We start from the raw sequence: 20379 nt of genomic DNA on the forward strand, positions 1-20379 counted from the left end.
TCATCCTTTATGCTTTTGATTTTGTTCGATCATTTCTTTCGCATTTTGTTTCGCTAATTCTGTGACAGTTGCGCCAGAAATCATACGTGCAATTTCATTAATGCGTGCATCACCGCTCAACTCCTGCACGACTGTCGTTGTGCGATCGTCTTTCTCATGTTTCGAAATATACAAATGATGATCGCTCATCGATGCCACTTGAGGTAAATGTGAAATACAAATGACTTGAATGACAGAGGCAATCTCTTGCATTTTTTCAGCCATTTTTTGAGCGGCTTGACCGGATACACCAGAGTCCACCTCATCAAATAGTATAGCGGTTTGCCCTCTTGCACGCACAAATATGCTTTTTAAAGCCAACATAATTCGGGATAATTCCCCACCACTTGCAATTTTATTCAAGCTCTTTAAAGGCTCCCCTTTATTTGGGCTAATAAGGAACTCAATGCTTTCAAGCCCCTCTTTTTGAGGTGTATCGTATGGTCTAAATGCAATTTCTAAGTTTGCATCTTTCATTTGTAGATTTTGTATTTCATGAACAATGCAATCGCGTAACTGTCTTGCCACAATTCTACGCGCTTTTGATAAATTTTTCCCGTTCTTTTCAACTTGTTGCGATAATTGTTGAATTTCTTCTCGTAATTGTGAAGTGCTCTCTTCATAATTTTCGATTTTGTTTATTTCATCTGCTATTTTTTCTTGGTAAATCATAAGCTCAGCAATGTCTTTACCATATTTACGTTTTAGATTATTGAGCAAGTTCATGCGAGACTCGAGCGTATTTAAGTATTGTTCATCGAATTCAGTTTGATTAATTTCTTCATAGATTTGATGTTTTGCATCTTCTAAAGTGTAATAAAACTGATCGACCTCTTCTTTTAATTTTTGGAACGTGTTGGGTAAAATTTGATCGATTGTTTGTAGTTCATTACTCAAGGTGTAGAGACGATCTGTAATCGCATGCTCATCGGTTAATGTGACATATGCCGCATTAAGCGCCAAGCTTAAATTTTCGGAATTTTGAATTCTTTTTATCTCAACTTCTAATTGTTCAATCTCGCCTTCTTTTAATTGTGCTTCTTTCAATTCATCATATTGAAATTTCATCAAATCTAAACGTTGTAATAATGCTTGATCTTCTGATTCTAGCGCTTCAAGTGTTTTGATTTTATCTTGATATTGTTGATAGGCATGTGCATAATTTTCAAGTTCTTGCGCATATTGTCCATCTGCATAACGGTCAAGTAATGTGACATGATATTTTTGTTTGAGTAATGTTTGTGTCTCATGTTGACCATGAATGTCCAATAATGCTTGCATGACTTTCCTCAAATCTTGCAGCGTTACGGTTTGATTATTGATACGACAAATACTTTTACCTGAACTGAAAATCTCTCTTTTAACAATTAAGAAGTCTTCATTAATATCGATTCCTAATGTTTTGAGTTCAAGGATGGCTTCTTTTGCGTCATCAATATCAAATATACCTTCAATGATTGCTTTTTTCTCACCATGACGGACAAATTCTGAAGATGCACGCATACCAATCAGTTGTCCTATTGCGTCAATAATAATTGATTTTCCTGCACCTGTTTCACCACTGAGCACCGTAAGACCTTCCGAAAATTGGATATCTAATGTATCAATGATTGCAAATTGTTTAATAGAGAGGCTTTCTAACATCTAACATCCATCCTTATAACATATTGAAAATTCTTTCCTTAATTTCGTCAGCTGAAGGATTATCTCTACAAATAATCAAACAAGTATCATCACCACAAATCGTACCTAATACTTCCTCCCAATCGATTTGATCCAGTATTGCGCCAATAGATTGCGCATTTCCCGGCAATGTTTTAAGAACGAGTAGGTTATTGGCGCTATCAATTTTAACAAACGAATCCATCAGATAACGGCCTAGTTTTTCAAGTGGATGATATCTACGGTCATTAGGTAGACTGTAAATATACTGCCCACTCGGAGCTGGCACTTTGATTAATTGTAACTCTTTAATGTCTCGCGATACAGTGGCTTGGGTCACATTCATATCGTAGTCATTCAATCTTTTAACCAACTCATCTTGTGTTTCGATTTGTTCATTTGAAATGATTTCTCTGATTTTTATATGTCTCACAGATTTTTTAGGCATAATTGACACCTCATAACGAATATTTATACATTAATTCTACCATATTCTTATGCTATTTACTCACATAAGCTATCATCGATGAAAGGCATCACTGATTAATGCGCGCGTCACATACAAACACTACATTTAATTTGTAAATCTACGTATTATATCAAGTTGAATTGAGCGTAATCCATCACATAGATACCGATCGCAATCGCTTTTTGTTAGTCTGCTTATCCATGTTATCACACATGAAAATAACGCAGTATTTATCGCTAGTTCAGCTATCAAAAAATGATTCCTTTCAGACGAAGCGATTAAATCGTCTTCAAAATGGTTGTTTTGCAAATTATAGGTAAAAACTAAATGACTTAATTAGGAGCGAGAAAAATGGAAAACTTAAAAAACGTACAACAAAACTGACTAAGGGATTAGCAGTACTAGCAATAGCAAGTGACCTTACAATGAGCATAGGATTTACTGACGATCATGCAAATGTTGTCGATCATCATACAATATCATCAAAAGATAACAATACAAACAAAACAGAAGTTTTACCAAAGTACAGAAAAGATAAAAATAGCAACGATATTTCTTTAATATACTTTGAAAATGACGGGAATTTAGGTGTACACGCATAAAGCGCTGTACAAACTAGAGGAGTAGGAAAATGCTTATCTGGCATAGTAGTTGGTGCTGTAACAGGAAGTGTTACTTTAGGTCTTGCTGGCGTGGGAGTTGGTACTGTTTGCGGCGCTGTTGGTGGTGGACGAACTAGAGGAGCAACTTTCTGCTAATAACACAGGCGTGATACGATGAAAAAATTTTCAATGTGCGGCTATGTCTATTATTATTTTTAGTCATAACATCATGGACAATCATAAGTATAAAATTTGGTAATATGAGCACTACACAAGTGTTAATGGCTAATTCATTTGTATACATTGCTTATATATTATATTTAGTAAAATTCATCCAATATCATCAGCACAAAACCAGCTAAACATTTATTCCAGTTCCTCTATTTGACGACGATTCTGCAGAAATAAATTTTAATCATTTCAAGGTGATATGTGAGTGAATATCAAAAACGTATTAAGCAACAAAAACTTACCACTTCGTACGATATTTCATCACCAACCGATGTTGACAAAGAGCCAAAAAACACGAGTGCATAGGCTACTCGTGTTTTTTATCTTGCTTTAAAAACTGTTGGACTGTTTGAACTAATGGTGCGTGTGTTAAACCGAGGTCTTCTAAGATTTGGTTAACATCTCCATGTTCTATATATTCATCATCGATACCAAGACGCTTGATACGGTTGGTATACCCATGGTCTGTCATAAAGTTTGCAATTTGACTACCTAATCCGCCATTGAGCATGCTTTCTTCAACCGTTACGATTGGAATGTTACTTTTACCGATGTCGTTCAGCAACTCTGTATCCATTGGTTTAATATAACGGGCATTGACGACGCGTGCTTGAATATCGAATTGCGATAGTGTTTCTGCTACTTCTAACAGCGTGACTAATGTTGGACCGTAACTGATTAATACGATATCGTCACCAGATGTCATATTTTCCCACTGACCAATAGGGATATGCTTACGATGATCTGAGATTTCAACACCTAATCCATTCCCACGAGGGTAACGAATCGCAATAGGTCCTTGTTCATAATGCATTGCCGTGTAAATCAGGTCTTTTGCTTCATTTTCATCTTTAGGCATCATTACAATCATATTAGGAAATTGCGTTAAGAATCCTACATCGAATACACCTTGATGCGTCTCACCATCGGCACCGACCAGCCCGGATCGATCTACACCAAAAATAACATTTAATTTTTGTCGGTCAACATCGTGTAAAACTTGATCGTAGGCGCGCTGTAAAAATGTAGAGTAGATGGCAACATAAGGTTTCATCCCTTCAACCGCTAATCCTGCAGCCATCGTTACCGCATGTTGTTCTGCGATACCTACGTCAAAAAATTGTTCAGGCAACTCTGATTGGAATTTCGTCAGTTTTGATCCGACAGGCATTGCAGGTGTAATAGCAACCACACGGCGATCTTGTCGTGCATATCCGAGTATTTCATCACTCATCAATTGACTCCAAGAAGGCCCCTGAGGTTGTCCTTTAATTTGTTCACCAGTTTCCAATTTATAAGGTCCTAGCCCGTGCCAAGTCCCAATCTTATCATTTTCAGCAGGATGATAGCCTTTCCCTTTTTTTGTAACAACATGAATCAATACCGGCTTGTTGATTGAATCCGCTGCAGTTAAAGCGTTTTCTAGTTCCTCAAAGTTATGACCATCAACAGGACCAATATAACGAATACCAAGCTCTTCAAAAAAAGCGCCATCCACTAATAAGTACTTTAAACTATCTTTAATGCGGTCTGCTGATTCACGTAATCGGCTTCCCCCTGGTAATCGACTGAGCATCGCCTCTGCATCAAATTTAAGGCGGTTGTATCCCTGGTTCATACGAATACGCCCGAGCATGTTATGCATCGCCCCTACATTAGGCGCGATACTCATTTCGTTGTCGTTTAACACAATCGTCATGTTTGTTCGATCGTGTCCGATATTGTTCAACGCTTCAAGCGCCATTCCTCCAGTTAGTGCACCGTCACCGATGACTGGCACAATGTGATGATGTTTGCCTAATATATCTCGTGCTTTTGCCATGCCCATCGCAGCAGATAAGGAGGTTGAACTATGTCCAGCTTCCCACACATCATGCTCAGATTCTCTTAATTTTGGAAATCCACATAACCCTTTATACTGTCTTAACGTATCAAACTGGTGACCGCGTCCTGTTAAAATTTTATGGGTATAGCTTTGATGGCCAACATCCCAAATAATTTTATCTTCCGGACTATTGAAATGCTTATGCAAAGCGATTGTTAATTCAACCACACCGAGATTAGCACCAATATGTCCACCTGTTACTGCACAAGTTTGAATTAAGAATTGTCGCATATCGTGACTCAATGCTTCAAGTTCCTTTACAGAAAGACTTTTTAAGAATGAAGGATTCTGTATATTTCTAACGTCCATTGAAATCACCCTTAACTATTATATCGTAATGATTATAACACTTTAGTTACAACTTAGATAGGCAAAACCTAGCTTTGGCGTTGATAAAAAAGCGCGAGCAAACATTTTAAATCTGTTGTATCATACTGGTGCGAGAGCGTTTTTAAAATGGTTTCGGCTTTTTGAATATATTCTTGCAGCTGTTGTTCAGCGCCTGTGACACCAAGCAGCGTCACGTATGTACTTTTATTGTTTGTTGCATCACTTCCAACAGGTTTTCCGATTTTATCGACGTCACCGCAAATATCTAATAAATCGTCTTTTATTTGAAAAATAACACCTAAATAACGAGAAAATTCTATAAGTTGACTCGTCGTTGATGGCGATGCCGAAGTCATTATCGTTGCTGCTTCAATGGAAAATTGGATTAAAGCCCCTGTTTTGTGTATATGAATCTGTTCTAATTGTTCAAGTGGGACTGTTCGGTTTTCACTCTGCATGTCTAGTGTTTGTCCCCCGACCATGCCGCAATGACCACTTGCCTGACTTAATTTTTGAATTAATTTTACTTTGGCATCAGCGGTGATATCCGGAGTCTGTGTGATAACCTCAAACGCTTTGGTTAACAATGCATCCCCAGCAAGGATTGCAAGCCACTCACCGTATACAGTATGATTTGTCGGTTTGCCCCTTCTCAAATCATCATCATCCATAGCCGGCAAGTCATCGTGGATTAAAGAATAGGTATGAATCATTTCTAAAGCCAATGCGACGTTAAATCCACTTTGTAAGACGTGATGATTTAGCATTTTAATCGTTGATAACATCAGCAATGGGCGGATTCGTTTACCTCCAGCTTCAAGGGAATAACGCATACTTTCTTCTAGGGGCGTTCCTAATGAAGTATCCTTAATCGCATGCTTCAAATGTGTATCAAATTGTTTTAATAACTCATTCAGACTTTGATTCATCACTTTCATCTGCCTCTTTATCCATTAGTTGAGAAACTTTCTTCTCTGCATCACTCAATGTTTTTTCGCATGATTTTGAGAGTGCAATGCCTTTTTGATATAGTTCTAATGATTTTTCTAATGATATTGTATCGTTATCGAGTTGGTTCACGATTGTTTCAAGCTCATTCATCATTTCTTCAAACGATTGATTATCAGTCATCAGTTTGCCACCTCACTTCTTCAATTTTTGCTGCTATCGTACCATCTTTCATCGTGACTTCGATATGATCCCCTTTTTTGACACCACGACTACTCGTTAATACATGATTATCCTTTTTCACAATAGAATACCCTCTTAACATCGTTTTTGTCGGACTTAAGTTGTCCAATGACAGGAGTCGATGCTCCAATTGCTGTCTTTGGGATGTTAGGACACGGTGAATTTGTTTGTCTAATTGTGTGCTTAAAGTGATGCAGTTTTGTTTTTGACGCTGGACACTTTCATAAAAATGTTGTAATCGAATATGTTGTTGCATCAACATGAGTTGTTGTTTCTCATTTTGTAAACGCATGAGCATGGTTTGGTGTAACATGCGATCGAGATCATCTCTTTTTTGGGTTTGCTGTTCGTACAATAATCCTGGTTGTTTAAATTTATAGTAAGACTGCAATTGCTTTAATTGCTGTGTTAAATGTTTTAACTGTTGTTTGATAAAGCGATCTAAATAAACTTTTGTCTTCAGTAAAACTTGTTTAAGTTCTTGCTGATCAGGTGTCGCTAACATCGCAGCCTGTGTAGGCGTAGCTGCACGTAAATCTGCTACAAAATCACTTAAAGTCGTATCTGTTTCATGACCAACAGCAGAAATGACAGGTGTTTTACAAGAATATATCGCTTTTACAACGTCTTCTTCATTAAAATTCCATAAATCTTCAATGGAACCGCCGCCTCGACCAAGAATGATGACATCTGCACCTGATTCATCCGCGATTTTTAGTTTTTCGATAATATCATTTTTAGCGTGTGCCCCTTGAACGAGTGTACTGATTTTAATCTGTTCAGCAAGGGGATAGCGGCTATTCAAAGTATTTTGGATATCTCTAATGGCTGCCCCTGTATTGGCAGTAAGTATTGCGATTTTTTGAGGATATTTCGGAATGCTTTTCTTATTTGAAGGATCAAAGTACCCCTCTTTAGTCAATTTTATTTTAAGTTGTTCAAATTTCTGATAGAGATTACCAACGCCATCGAGTTGCATTTGATTAACGTAAATTTGATAATTTCCACGACGCTCGTATACTGAAACACGTGCTTCTAATAAAACTTGATCCCCTTCTTTAGGATTGAAGTCAAGCTGAGCGGCTTGGGACTTAAACATCATTGCAGCGATGACGCTATTTTCGTCTTTAACAGCAAAATATAAATGACCACTACTATGACGTTTAAAGTTAGACAGTTCGCCTTTGATATAAACGCTTTGAAGATGAGGGTCTTGATCGAATTTATATTTAATATATTTAGTTAATGCAGAAATTGTTAAATATTTTTCCATACAATCACTCAATTTCTTTTAATTTGACCTAATACACCATTAATAAATTTGTAATGATCATCATCACTAAATTGTTTTGCGAGCTCAACTGCCTCATTAATGATTACTTTCTCTGGTGTCTCGCTATGATCGATTTCAAAAGTCGCCATTCTTAAGATGATACGATCTGTTTTAAGAAGGCGAGGAATTGTCCATCCGTTAAGGTGAGGGCTGATTTTTTCGTCCAATACGTCTTGATGATCTTTGACACCTGAAACAAGCCACTTAATAAATGTGAAATCTAAATCAGGATGGTCATCTTTAATGAAGTTCATGGCTTCATCGATGGTTAATTCTGTATGCTTCATTTCAAGTTGAAATAATGTTTGAAAAGCCTGACTCCGTGCTTGTTTTCTACTCATTTTCATTCTCCGTTCATGTTTTAATTACGATTATTTTTTTGCCATTTCAATATGCGTAATATGAATATTGATTTGTTTTGGCGTCAGTGCAAGCATCGTATTTAATGCACTATGAATGGATTTTTGTACTTTTAAAGCAGTTTCTGACACTTTAACAGTATGATTTAAAGCGCAATACACATGGATAATGATTTCATTATCCTCAGTTAAAATTTTGATTCCTTTTGTTAAATTTTTACGACCCAAACGGTCTAATGTTGAATTTTTGAAATCGGGGAATACGCCCTCAACCCCTTTTACTTCAGATACAGCGATGCTCGCAATGACAGAAATAACTTCGGGTACAATTTCAACATTGCCAAGGTTAGGATTGAAATGTTCGATAGACTTTGCCATGCATGTGACCTCCCTTCAAATTAATCTTCTTCATTCATGATATCGTAAATTTCTAGAAACTTGGTGCTAAAGAAACCTTTATTGAAGACAGGGTGATTTAACAGTCGAATATGGAACGGAATAGTTGTGTCAATACCGAGGACGACAAACTCATTTAATGCTCTTAATCCTAATTGGATTGCTTCGGCACGCGTAGGTTGATGAACAATCAATTTTGCAACCATTGAATCATAATAAGGTGGAATCCTATAGTTTGTATAGCATGCAGAGTCGATGCGAACACCAAAGCCTCCAGGTGTAAGGTACTGTTCAATCTTACCTGGTGAAGGCATAAAATTTTTGTATGGGTTTTCTGCATTAATACGGAATTCAATCGCATGCCCGTTGATTTGTATATCTTTTTGCGTGTATGGCAATTTTTCGCCCATTGCGACTTTGATTTGCATTTTTACGAGATCAATTCCAGTCACCATTTCAGTTACTGGATGCTCAACTTGAATACGTGTATTCATTTCCATAAAGTAAAATTGGTCCTCATCCAAATCGTAAATAAACTCTATCGTACCCGCATTATAATAATGAACTGCTTGCGCTGCTCTTACAGCGGCGTTCCCCATCTCTTCACGTTTTTCTGCAGTCAATATTGGTGAAGGTGCTTCTTCAACAAGTTTTTGCATCCGTCGTTGAATCGTACAATCGCGTTCACCTAAATGAATGACATTGCCATGTTCATCACCTAAGATTTGAATTTCTATATGACGGAAGTTTTCAATAAACTTCTCTAAATAAAGCCCCCCATTACCAAATGCCGTTTCAGCTTCTTGTTGGGTCATTTTATAGCCATTGATTAATTCTTCTTCTGTTCGTGCAATACGAATGCCTTTACCTCCACCGCCAGCAGTTGCTTTTATTATGACGGGATAACCAATGAGATTAGCGGTTTGGATGGCATCTTCAATTGTATTCACAAGTCCTTCGCTTCCAGGAACGACCGGAACATTTGCACGTTTCATCTCTTCTTTAGCAATGTCTTTGATCCCCATCTTTTGTATTGATTCATAGCTCGGACCGATAAATTTTAACTGTACAGCTTCACATAATTCGGCAAAATCTGCATTTTCTGCTAGAAAACCATAACCTGGGTGAACGCCATCACATCCTGTAGAAGTCGCAATAGACAAGATGTTTGGGATATTTAAATACGAGTCTTTTGATTGCTTAGGTCCCACGCAGTAGGCTTCATCAGCTAATTGAGTATGTAATGCATCTTTATCGCCTTCAGAATAAATCGCTACTGTTTGGATGCCTAATTCGTGACATGCGCGGATAATGCGCACTGCAATCTCGCCACGGTTTGCAATAAGTATTTTTTTCATATTATTTCACCTTGAATAAGACTTGGCCATACTCAACCATTTGTCCATCTTCAACAAGAACCTCAACGATTTCACCAGCCACTTCTGCTTGAATTTCATTAAATAACTTCATTGCTTCCAAAATACAAACGGTAGTATCCGCAGTAATTTGGTCGCCGACTTGTACATAGGCATTTTCTTCTGGAGATGGTGATTTATAGAAAGTACCGACCATTGGAGCGGTTATCGTTTTAAGTGTTTCATCTACCTCAGATGACGGCAGCTCAACTTGTGCAGCAGGTTGAACCGATGGGCTTGATGTGACTTGTGTCGCAACACTTTGCGGTGCAGCCACTTGCTGTGTAATGATTTCTTTTTCTTTCTTAAGATTAACCGTTGTCCCTTTATCTTCAATGTTTATTTCAGTTAGGTTAGAGTTGTCTAGAATATCTATTAATTCTTTAATCTCTTTAAAATTCATTTTGGTTACTCCCTTATGATTGATTATTTCTACCTTACTATTTTACTTGAGTGTATGGGGCAATTCAAGAAAATACGTAAATAACACCATGAGACAATAGATGGAAAAATTCGACTTTAAAAATGAGAAATACAATCTGTTTTAAGTAAATAAGAAGTCATTCGCTTTAAAAGACCGGATCACATCATGGTCACACCAAAGGCTTGAGCACTTTTTCATAGTCATGAGTTACAATTTGTCAAAAAGAAAGACTAACAGGACATAACTGCCCTATTAGTCTAAGTGTCGGATTGACTTTATTGTTCAAAAGCAAAATCCGCATAATTTAAAATGATGACTGTACTTGATTATGCACGTGAGACATAGCTGCCGTCTGTTGTATTGATCACCAATGTATCCCCTTCATTAACAAAAAGAGGAACGTTTAATGTATAACCCGTTTCAACTGTTGCAGATTTTGTTGCACCTGTTGCTGTATCCCCTTTGATACCTGGTTCAGTTTCAGTCACTTCAAGTTCAACAGTTTTTGGTAGTTCTACACCAATTGTCTCACCCTCGTATGTTTGGATATGCACATCCATATTGGCTTTCAAGAACTTCAATTCATATTCTAAGTAATCTGTTGATAGTTCCGTTTGTTCGAAAGTTTCATTATCCATAAAAATATGATTGTCACCATCTGCGTAAAGATATTGCATACGACGATTTTCAATCATTGCAGGTTCAACTTTTTCGCCTGCGCGGAATGTTTTTTCTTGAATTGCACCCGTTCTTAAATTACGTAATTTTGATCTAACAAACGCAGACCCTTTACCAGGTTTCACATGTTGGAATTCAATGACTTTCCAAATGCCATTGTCGACAGAAATTGTTAAACCTGTTTTAAAATCATTTACAGAAATCATTCAGTTTCCTCCTCAGAATCACTCTTCTTTTAAAATAATAAGGTCTTTTCGTGAATTAGTAAAGCGTTGTCCCCCATTTTCTGTGATTAAAATATCATCTTCAATACGTACGCCACCTAATCCTTCTACATATATTCCTGGCTCGATTGTCACACATTGATTGACTTTGAGTACTGACTCAGATTTTTGAGAAAGTCCAGGTTGCTCATGGATATCCAGTCCGATACCGTGTCCTAAAGAATGACCAAAATTTTCACCGTAACCCGCTTCAGTAATGATGTCTCGAGCGAGGCGATCCATTTCTCGACATGTCATGCCAGGACGTATTGCTTCGATGGCGGCTAATTGACTTTCTAAAACAATATTATAAATTTTTATCATTTCTTCTGAGGGCTGACCTACCGCAAATGTACGCGTAATATCTGAACAATACCCTTGATAATATGCACCAAAGTCTAACGTCACCATTTCGCCCGCATGAATCACTTTGTCAGAGGCTACACCGTGCGGCATTGCGCCTCTTACCCCTGATGCTACAATCGTATCAAAGGAAGTGTCATCAGCGCCTAAATGAAGCATTTTACTTTCCAAATGCGCTTTTACCTCTTTTTCTGTCATACCCGGTTTCACCACAGTTAAGATATACTCGTATGCTTGATCAACAATGTCAGCTGCTTTCTGAATCGCTTTAATTTCACTTTCATCCTTTGTTTCGCGAATCGTCTCAATGGCTTGTCCAATTGAAATTAAATCGTGACGACCTTGATTTAATTTTAAAAAAGCGTCATAGGCAACGAGATGCCCTTCAAATCCGATATCCTGTAATTGTAGTGTTGTAAATTGTTGTAAAATGGACGTGTATAAATCACCTTGTTGTAAAACAACTTCATATTCAGTCGCTTGTTGTGCAGCTTGATCAGTATAACGAAAATCAGTCAAAAGTAAGGCTTTATCTTCTGTAATCAATAATGCCCCACTTGTACCTGTGAAGCCTGATAAATAGCGACGATTGAAGTCGGATAAGACAACAATACCATCAAGGTGCTTATCGTGTATTAATGTTCTTATTTTTTGAAGTCTATTTTTCATTATTTTTCCTCCTTATATTTGTACTTAGTTACATGATACCTTAAAATGTATACATGTGTAGTGAAAAAACAATGTGTGATTAGAGGTTTATTATGAAGAAGATAACAGTTGCAAGTTTAAGTGTAGCAATTTTATTATCCGCTTGTGGAAGTCAGAATTTGTTGCCATTAGAAGAGAAAAGCACAAATTTAAGCGATAAAAACCATGACATCAAATTGGAAAATCAACAATTAAAAAACGAAAATTCGAAAAAACAAAAACAGGTGGATGCATTAAAAAAAGACTCTGAAAATACAAGTGAAGCGAAAGCCAATCAGAAAAAGGCCAATTATTTAGAAGTAAGTTCAGAGTATTATTCAGCCGTGACGCAGATTATTAATGACTATCAACAGATTGATACAAAAGTTGTTGAAAATAAAAAAAGTAGTAAAATACAGGATCAACTGGATCAAATTGTCGAAGATCATGACAATGCGGTGAGTCGCTATGACGATGATGTCCACAATATGAAAGAATTAAAAAAAGATAAGACAGTGACAACACAAGATAAAGAGATTAAACAATTGCAAAAAGAGATTAAAAATGCACTATCCAAAATTAAAAAAGGTTATGAAAAAAAGGATTTACAACTTATCCAACAAGGACGTCAAAATCTCAAGCACATTAATGTCAAATCCACTAATAAAAATTGAAAAGGGAGTCATTAAAATGACGATGATACAAAAAGTTATATTCGGTGTAATCTTGGTGATTGCATTGATAGGTCTCGCACTGAATTTTGTTGCCATTCTATTTAGTATTTTTAAAACTATCATTAACTTAGCCGTGATTATTGGTGTGATTTATTTAATCTATTTCTTTTTCTTTTTAACACCTGATCAACGTGAGTATAAAAAGCGTGTTTGGAAAAACAAAATGAAAAGATATAGATAAAGGTTGTTGTAACCAAACATTGAAGTCAGTACTTTGGAAGTGCACGTTGTCATTTATCAAGTCGCATTAACATATTACAACCACGCCCTCGTAGCCATTGATGAGGGCGTGGTTATGTTTTGTCATATCATTCACCATTTTGAGTGATAATTAATTTTTAACATGCTGTTACAAAAATAGTGATTTTCTGTCGTATGAGGTGTCTATCGACAAGACGCCGTAATATGATTGATGATTAATAACCGTCACTATTTTCGGTATAAAAAAGCGTCAGAACGGTATTTTTCTTCCAAGGCTTTGACTTCATCTTGTTGTGCTGCAGTTAAAGTTAAAGGTTTAAATTCAATATTTAACGCCTTTTTAAATCCTTCCTTGAAGGCAATTTCCATTTCTTCTAAAGTGACCGTTGTCTCTGATAAATCATTAATAGCGACCGCTTTGTCAACAAACGCTTCTTTCATTTTTAATTTTAGTCTTTCATTTTTAAAGATGAACATATCAAATAAATCATCTACGTCAACATCTTGTAGTATTGAACCGTGTTGGAGTATGACCCCTTTTTGTCTTGTTTGAGCACTTCCAGCAATTTTTTTGCCTTCAACGACGAGTTCATACCAGCTTGGTGCATCAAAACAAACCGAACTTCTCGGTTGTTTAAGTTTTTCACGTTCTTCTTGTGAGCGTGGTATCGAGAAGTATGCATCGAAACCTAGCGCTTTAAATCCTTCTAGTAATCCTCCTGAAATGACGCGATACGCTTCAGTCACCGTTTGAGGCATGTCAGGATGAGATTCAGGAACAATGACACTGTATGTTAACTCTTTATCATGTAAAACGCCACGTCCCCCCGTTTGACGTCTTACAAGGCCATAACCCTTCTCTTTTACTTTTGCTATATCAATTTCTTTCTCTAAGCGTTGAAAATAGCCTATAGACAATGTGGGTGGATTCCATGTATAAAACCTTACAACTGGATCAATTTCACCTCTAGATACAAAGTTGAGTAATGCCTCATCCATTGCCATATTATAGAATGGATCGTGTTCCCCCGTATTCATAAAATACCAAGTTTCAGTCATTTGTCGTAAAGCCTCCCTATGAAATATCATTGGGCATATGCCGTATATAAAAACACCTTAAATAATCAACATATGTCACACATAAAAATTTTGATAAATTAGTCTATCAGTCTTATAATAATAATATCGGTAATTTAGGGAGGATGCAAGATGAGTACTATGACATTAGTTGTTTTAATTGTGTTAGCTGCCGTCATCGTTTGGATGATTACAAACTTTATAATTAATAAAAAATCTGTAACAGAATTAAATCAAGAAGAATTTCAAGAGGGTATTCGCAAAGCCCAAGTCATAGATTTAAGAGAAAAAGCGGATTACGATTATGGTCATATTATTGGTGCAAGAAATATTCCAATGACAATGTTTCGTCAGCGTTATCAAGGCTTACGAAAAGACCAACCCATCTATCTCGTGGATGCTAATGGTATTGCTAGCTATCGTGCAGCACGTACACTTAAGAAAAAAGGTTACACAGATTTGTATATGTTAAAAGGCGGCTATAAAAAATGGACAGGCAAAATAAAGTCTAAAAAGTAGTGAATGGAGCTAGTACATCTTTGGAAATAAGGTGTCTAGCTTTTTATATTTTAAGGGGGTTAAGTATTTGAAACAAATGAAATGCCACCTATCTTAAATATGTGCATCATGCGTAACAAATGATGCACATATTCGTAATAGATGGCAAATCATATATAGTCCTTAAGCAATTGCTATTCTTTTTCTTCTTTTAAGTTTTCAAATTTTAAGATCGGTTGACGTGCCGCTGTTGTTTCATCAAGGCGATCAATCAACGTCGTATGTGGTGCTTCTAAAACTTTATCTGGATCTTCCTCTACCTCTTTTGCAATTTGAATTAACGCATCACAAAAATAATCTAATGTTTCTTTTGATTCGGTTTCAGTCGGTTCAATCATCATTCCCTCATCAACAATTAATGGGAAATAGACAGTCGGTGGATGCACCCCAAAATCAAGTAAGCGTTTAGCCATATCTAAAGTGCGGACACCTAATTTTTTCTGCTTTGTTCCACTGAGTACAAATTCATGTTTACAATATTGATCAAATGGGATAACAAACGTATCCTTTAATCTTGCTTTAATGTAGTTGGCGTTTAATACTGCAGCTTCAGAAACTTCTTTTAAACCTTGGTAACCCATTGTACGAATATACGTATAAGCACGTAAGTAAATACCAAAGTTGCCATAGAATGGTTTTACACGTCCAATGGAATGTTTGATTTGCTGATCATATTCGAAACGATCGCCATGCTTAACGACTAACGGTTTTGGTAAATAGTCACGTAATTCTTTTTTTACACCGATTGGTCCTGATCCTGGACCGCCCCCACCATGAGGACCAGTAAATGTTTTGTGCAAGTTCAGATGGACAGCATCAAAGCCCATGTCCCCAGGTCTTACCTTATCCATAATTGCATTTAAATTTGCACCATCATAGTACAGAAGTCCGCCAGCTTCGTGGACGATATCACGGATTTCCATAATATTTGTTTCAAATATCCCCAGTGTATTTGGGTTAGTGAGCATGATGGCAGCGGTTTTTTCACTAACTACCTCTTTTAGGTGATCAATATCGACTTCCCCTTTTTCGTTAGATTTAACGGTTACCGCTTTAAAACCAGCAAATGCGGCAGAAGCAGGGTTCGTACCATGAGCAGAGTCAGGAACAATCACTTCATCACGCTCAGTATCACCGTTTTGAATATGATACGCTTTGAAAATCATAAGGGCAGTCCATTCTCCATGTGCACCCGCTGCAGGTTGTAGAGAGATTTCATCCATGCCTGTAATTTCTTTCAATTCTTCTTGTAAACTGTATATGATTTCCAAAGCCCCTTGAATTTGGTTTTCATCTTGTAGTGGATGTGCTTCTGCAAAACCAGGAATTCGTGCGACTTTCTCATTGATTTTAGGATTGTATTTCATCGTACAAGATCCTAATGGATAAAAACCGGTATCGACACCAAAGTTTTTATTTGAGAGTTCCGTATAATGACGAATTAAATCAAGTTCTGAGACTTCAGGAAATTCAGCTTTGTTTTTGCGAATAAATTTAGGATCAAGTAATTGATTCGCTACATCGTTGTCGATTTCTCTTTTTGGTAACGAATACGCAAAGCGACCTTTTCTTGAACGTTCAAAAATAAGTGGACTCGATTTACTTAGCATTGATTTCACCGGCTTTCTGTACAAATGTATCAATTTCTTCTTTTGTTCTAAGTTCTGTCACTGCAATCAACATATGATTTTTATATTGCGGATCAACGACGCTCAAGTCAAAACCACCAATGATTCCCGCTTCAAGTAATTGTTGATTAACTTCTGAAATAGGATGGTTAAAATGAACGACGAATTCATTAAATGAAACGCCTTCAAGCACACTAAAACCTTGTTGTTGAAACTGTGTTTTAGCATAGTTTGCATTTTCCATATTTTGAATTGCAATTTCTTGAAGGCCTTGTTTTCCTAGAGCTGACATTGCAATTGATGATGCAAGCGCATTTAACGCTTGGTTAGAACAAATATTTGAAGTTGCCGTTTCACGACGAATATGTTGTTCGCGTGCTTGTAGCGTAAGAACAAATCCGCGATTTCCTTCGTTGTCAGTTGTTTGACCAACGAGGCGACCAGGGATTTTACGCATTAATTTTTTAGTTGTTGCAAAGTAGCCACAATGAGGGCCTCCAAATTGTGTTGGGATACCGAATACTTGTGTATCTCCGACAACGATATCTGCACCGAATTCACCTGGTGGTGTGAGTAGACCTAAAGACAATGGGTTTGCATAGACGATAAACAACGCTTTTTTATTTGCGATTAATTGTTGAATCGCTTCTAAATCTTCAATCGAGCCATAGAAGTTTGGATATTGTACCGCAACAGCAGCAGTATTATCATCAATGGCATCTTCTAGTTTTTTGAGATCTGTGATTGTGCCTTCTAAATCGACTAAATGCATTGTCGTAACGATCCTCCGCAACAAGTGTATAATCTAAATCTTGTTGACGTTCACCATTAATATAAATCGCGCCATTAGTAATATCTTCTCTCGCTTGTCGTTTAGATGGAGATATTTTTGCTTCTACCAATAGCTCTACCAAGTTTGTCATATCACTCGATACAGTCACTTGTGGTACATCTTTAAAGCTTGCGCTAATCTCATCTGCAGATAATGATTTTAAATCACCTTTAAATAATGCTTCTGAAATTCGTTGTGCATCATTTAAAGCCGCTTCGCCGTGAATTAAACGCGTCACATTTTCAGCTAACGTTCGTTGTGCTTGACGTAAGTGAGGCGCTTCTTCAACGGATTGTGCCAATGCCTCAATTTCGTCTTTGCTTAAAAATGTAAAGTATTTCAAGAATTTAATGACATCATCGTCACTTGTATTAATCCAAAATTGATAAAATTCATATGGTGTCGTCTTTTCTGGATCAAGCCATACTGTGCCTGTTTCTGACTTACCAAACTTTTTACCATCTGCTTTCGTAACAAGTGGAATCGTAAATCCGTAAACATCCGTCACGCCATACATACGTCGCATTAACTCAATACCACTCGTAATATTTCCCCATTGATCCGATCCGCCAATTTGAATTTTACAGTCATGGACACGGTTTAAATGACCAAAATCGATCGCTTGAAGAATCGTGTACGTAAATTCCGTATATGAAATACCTGTTGCTAAACGTGACTGTATTGAATCTTTCCCTAACATATAGTTCACACCTACGTGCTTACCGTAATCACGTAAAAATTCAATCAATGAAATTTGACTTAACCAATCATAGTTATTGACTAAAATCGGTCCATTTTCTACATCAAAATCAAACAGTTGCGTCATTTGTTTTTGAATCCCTTGCACGTTCTTTTGAATTTGCGATTCCGTTTGCAATACGCGTTCTTCCGATTTACCTGATGGATCCCCAATCATCCCTGTGCCGCCACCGATTAAAACAATTGGACGGTGACCCGCATTTTGGAAACGACGTAATGTTAAATACGGTAACAAGTGACCAATGTGTAAACTATCCGCTGTAGGATCTGCACCACAGTAAATTTTCACTTCCTCTTTATTGAGGAGTGCTTCTATTCCTTCTTCATCTGTTTGTTGATAAATTAGGCCTCTCCAACTCAACTCTTCTAATAATGCATTTGTCATAACTTAACCTCCTCTAAAAATAAAAAAACACCACTTACATCATGAGACGTAAGGGCGCAATCATTTGCACGGTACCACCATACTTGGGACTTTTACGATGATACGTTCACCGCCAACGTTGAAATGGTAACGAGGTGTATTCATAAAGACGCGATTATCAGTTCACAGCGACCACTGACTCTCTTAAAATCTGCACCCAAACTACTTGTCCTCAATTTCAATAAATCATGTAATTGCTATTCATTATATAGATTTATAAAATTAATGTCAAATCAATCATTCTTTTGCCCGACATACTCAGTAAATTGAAATGTGATATACTGTGTTTAAATAATGGAGGTTTATGGTCAATGAAATCGAAAGAATCATCTCAAAACAATGATACATCATTTTTTAAACGTTATGACTTTTATATGCGTAGAATTAAACAAATATTAACTTCATTTGTTCTTTTTGTTCTCATTGGCTGTATGTTTTTATGCGGTCTTTTATTAGGCTATTTTGCGAGTATTATTTCAAAATCCGAAACTTTGGATGATGAAACATTGACACAACAGGTCACACACCTCCCTGAACTGAAAGTCGCTCATCCAGAAAAAGCGGACTTAATTGCAATCTATAATGAGCAAGAACCGAGCCTTATTGCTGGACCAGCAGAAGTCTCACCCTATGTAACGAAAGCCCTCGTTGCTTCAGAAGACGCTGACTTTTACGTCCATAACGGCGTTTTACCCAAAGCCATTTTAAGAGCTATGTTTCAAGATGTTTTTGACACCCAATTTCCAACAGGTGGCAGTACCATCACACAGCAACTGGTAAAGAATCAAATCCTGTCACAAGAACGCACATATGATCGTAAAGCAAAGGAAATCATGTATGCGATTCGAATTGAACATATTTTGACAAAAGATGAAATTATCTATACGTATTTGAATCTTGTCCCCTTTGGATTAGATACGAATGGTCAAAATATCACCGGTATTGCCTCTGCTTCCTATGGACTGTTTGGGAAACCACCCAAATCGTTAAACATTTCAGAAGCCGCGTATCTCGTTGGTCTATTACAAAGCCCATATGTCTATACGCCATTCAATCAAGATGGCACACTTAAAAGTAAGGATGATGTTCAAATTTCCATTCGTCGACAACATTATGTCCTAAAACGAATGCGTGTAGAAGGTCAGATTAGTCAACAAGCGTATGTCAATGCACTGAATGAGGATATTTATTCACATTTATACCATCCATCCAAATAAAATAGTCGTGGTGAATGGGGAATAAACTGCAATGATACCACGTTATAGATCGCACCCTTTAACATACAAGATATAAAATAACTTAAAATTTGAATTTTCATAAAAAAATCGGAAAAGTGAAATCGACGCATTCGTTCCACCCTTCCGATTGATGATAACCCCCTAAAATATGGGATAACTTTTAATCATCAGTCATTCTTTTATATCACATAAACTAGAATAGACCTATGGCGTGTCCATCATCAGTGACATCCATTTTTAATGCAGCAGGTTGCTTAGGTAATCCTGGCATGGTCATAATCGCACCTGTTAATGCAACGATGAAGCCCGCCCCTGTTTTCGCTTCAAGTTCACGAATCGTAATTTCAAAATCTGACGGTGCGCCTAAACGCGTTTGGTCATCTGTAAATGAGTATTGCGTTTTAGCCATACATACCGGATAGTGATCCCAACCGTTTGCCTTAAACTGTGCTAATTGTTTTTGTGCTTTCGTAGTGAACGTGACTTTGCTTCCACCATAAATCTCTTTTACTATTTTTTCGATTTTGTCTTCAAGTGGCATTCCAAATCGTATAAACGTTTAAATTGATGCGGTGTTTCGATCACTTCAAGGACTTTTTTT

At 37.0% G+C, this 20379-nt stretch carries 20 protein-coding genes and 1 pseudogene; 4 read left to right on the top strand and 17 right to left on the bottom strand.

Annotated elements, in window-relative coordinates:
- From recN to B5P37_RS11695, 12 genes are all read right to left on the bottom strand, one after another.
- A complete protein-coding gene (gene recN, locus B5P37_RS11630; protein WP_085238365.1) occupies positions 1-1683 on the bottom strand; it encodes a DNA repair protein RecN in 1683 nt (560 codons plus the stop codon).
- Between the two features lie 13 nt (positions 1684-1696).
- On the bottom strand, positions 1697-2149 hold the full coding sequence (gene ahrC, locus B5P37_RS11635; protein ID WP_014613844.1) for a transcriptional regulator AhrC/ArgR: 453 nt from the start codon (positions 2147-2149) through the stop codon (positions 1697-1699).
- 1161 nt (positions 2150-3310) lie between these two features.
- Positions 3311-5197, bottom strand: a complete 1887-nt coding sequence (dxs, locus tag B5P37_RS11650; protein WP_085238367.1) for a 1-deoxy-D-xylulose-5-phosphate synthase — start codon at positions 5195-5197, stop codon at positions 3311-3313.
- 68 nt (positions 5198-5265) lie between these two features.
- Positions 5266-6147: a polyprenyl synthetase family protein gene (locus B5P37_RS11655; protein WP_085238368.1), complete on the bottom strand. Its 882-nt coding sequence runs from the start codon at positions 6145-6147 to the stop codon at positions 5266-5268.
- Positions 6128-6352, bottom strand: a complete 225-nt coding sequence (locus B5P37_RS11660) for an exodeoxyribonuclease VII small subunit (protein WP_085238369.1) — start codon at positions 6350-6352, stop codon at positions 6128-6130. The genes B5P37_RS11655 and B5P37_RS11660 overlap by 20 nt, the downstream gene beginning before the upstream one ends.
- Positions 6342-7682, bottom strand: coding sequence for an exodeoxyribonuclease VII large subunit (xseA, locus tag B5P37_RS11665; RefSeq protein ID WP_085238370.1), 1341 nt, complete (start codon positions 7680-7682; stop codon positions 6342-6344). Before xseA ends, B5P37_RS11660 begins: the two co-directional genes overlap by 11 nt.
- Before the next feature lie 8 nt (positions 7683-7690).
- The gene (gene nusB / locus B5P37_RS11670) at positions 7691-8083 is read right to left on the bottom strand and encodes a transcription antitermination factor NusB (protein ID WP_085238371.1); all 393 of its coding nucleotides are present in this window, start codon (positions 8081-8083) and stop codon (positions 7691-7693) included.
- A gap of 30 nt (positions 8084-8113) precedes the next feature.
- Positions 8114-8479: an Asp23/Gls24 family envelope stress response protein gene (locus B5P37_RS11675; protein ID WP_085238372.1), complete on the bottom strand. Its 366-nt coding sequence runs from the start codon at positions 8477-8479 to the stop codon at positions 8114-8116.
- Between the two features lie 20 nt (positions 8480-8499).
- A complete protein-coding gene (gene accC, locus B5P37_RS11680; RefSeq protein ID WP_085238373.1) occupies positions 8500-9855 on the bottom strand; it encodes an acetyl-CoA carboxylase biotin carboxylase subunit in 1356 nt (451 codons plus the stop codon).
- Between the two features lies 1 nt (position 9856).
- Positions 9857-10315, bottom strand: coding sequence for an acetyl-CoA carboxylase biotin carboxyl carrier protein (gene accB, locus B5P37_RS11685; protein ID WP_085238374.1), 459 nt, complete (start codon positions 10313-10315; stop codon positions 9857-9859).
- Positions 10316-10662: 347 nt separating this feature from the next.
- Complete coding sequence (gene efp / locus B5P37_RS11690; RefSeq protein WP_085238375.1) at positions 10663-11220, bottom strand: elongation factor P; 558 nt, start codon at positions 11218-11220, stop codon at positions 10663-10665.
- A gap of 18 nt (positions 11221-11238) precedes the next feature.
- A complete protein-coding gene (locus tag B5P37_RS11695) occupies positions 11239-12309 on the bottom strand; it encodes a M24 family metallopeptidase (protein ID WP_085238376.1) in 1071 nt (356 codons plus the stop codon).
- A 92-nt stretch (positions 12310-12401) separates the two neighbouring features.
- Here B5P37_RS11695 and B5P37_RS11700 point away from each other — a divergent pair, with 92 nt between their 5' ends.
- Positions 12402-13001: a hypothetical protein gene (locus B5P37_RS11700; protein ID WP_085238377.1), complete on the top strand. Its 600-nt coding sequence runs from the start codon at positions 12402-12404 to the stop codon at positions 12999-13001.
- Between the two features lie 25 nt (positions 13002-13026).
- Positions 13027-13242, top strand: coding sequence for an SA1362 family protein (locus B5P37_RS11705; protein ID WP_240622373.1), 216 nt, complete (start codon positions 13027-13029; stop codon positions 13240-13242).
- A 248-nt stretch (positions 13243-13490) separates the two neighbouring features.
- Here B5P37_RS11705 and B5P37_RS11710 read toward each other — a convergent pair whose 3' ends face one another.
- Positions 13491-14321 (bottom strand): lipoate--protein ligase family protein, encoded by an 831-nt coding sequence (locus tag B5P37_RS11710; protein WP_085238379.1) that lies wholly within the window; start codon positions 14319-14321, stop codon positions 13491-13493.
- Positions 14322-14471: 150 nt separating this feature from the next.
- Here B5P37_RS11710 and B5P37_RS11715 point away from each other — a divergent pair, with 150 nt between their 5' ends.
- Positions 14472-14858, top strand: coding sequence for a rhodanese-like domain-containing protein (locus B5P37_RS11715; RefSeq protein WP_085238380.1), 387 nt, complete (start codon positions 14472-14474; stop codon positions 14856-14858).
- A gap of 173 nt (positions 14859-15031) precedes the next feature.
- Here the strand turns inward: B5P37_RS11715 and gcvPB are convergent, their stop codons facing one another.
- From gcvPB to tyrS, 3 genes and pseudogenes are all read right to left on the bottom strand, one after another.
- Entirely contained in the window at positions 15032-16507 is a 1476-nt protein-coding gene (gene gcvPB / locus B5P37_RS11720) for an aminomethyl-transferring glycine dehydrogenase subunit GcvPB (RefSeq protein WP_085238381.1), read from the bottom strand.
- A pseudogene (gene gcvPA / locus B5P37_RS11725) lies at positions 16497-17288 on the bottom strand (aminomethyl-transferring glycine dehydrogenase subunit GcvPA); the annotation flags it as partial. The gene gcvPB and the pseudogene gcvPA, both read right to left, overlap by 11 nt.
- Positions 17236-18501: a tyrosine--tRNA ligase gene (gene tyrS, locus B5P37_RS11730; RefSeq protein ID WP_085238383.1), complete on the bottom strand. Its 1266-nt coding sequence runs from the start codon at positions 18499-18501 to the stop codon at positions 17236-17238. The gene tyrS and the pseudogene gcvPA, both read right to left, overlap by 53 nt.
- Before the next feature lie 350 nt (positions 18502-18851).
- Between tyrS and B5P37_RS11735 the strand changes: the two genes are divergently transcribed.
- A complete protein-coding gene (locus tag B5P37_RS11735; protein ID WP_085236226.1) occupies positions 18852-19757 on the top strand; it encodes a transglycosylase domain-containing protein in 906 nt (301 codons plus the stop codon).
- Between the two features lie 214 nt (positions 19758-19971).
- Here B5P37_RS11735 and B5P37_RS12390 read toward each other — a convergent pair whose 3' ends face one another.
- Complete coding sequence (locus tag B5P37_RS12390) at positions 19972-20319, bottom strand: formate--tetrahydrofolate ligase (RefSeq protein WP_425319117.1); 348 nt, start codon at positions 20317-20319, stop codon at positions 19972-19974.
- Between the last annotated feature and the right edge of the window lie 60 nt (positions 20320-20379).

Source organism: Staphylococcus lutrae (assembly GCF_002101335.1).
In the GTDB taxonomy this organism is placed as follows: domain Bacteria; phylum Bacillota; class Bacilli; order Staphylococcales; family Staphylococcaceae; genus Staphylococcus; species Staphylococcus lutrae.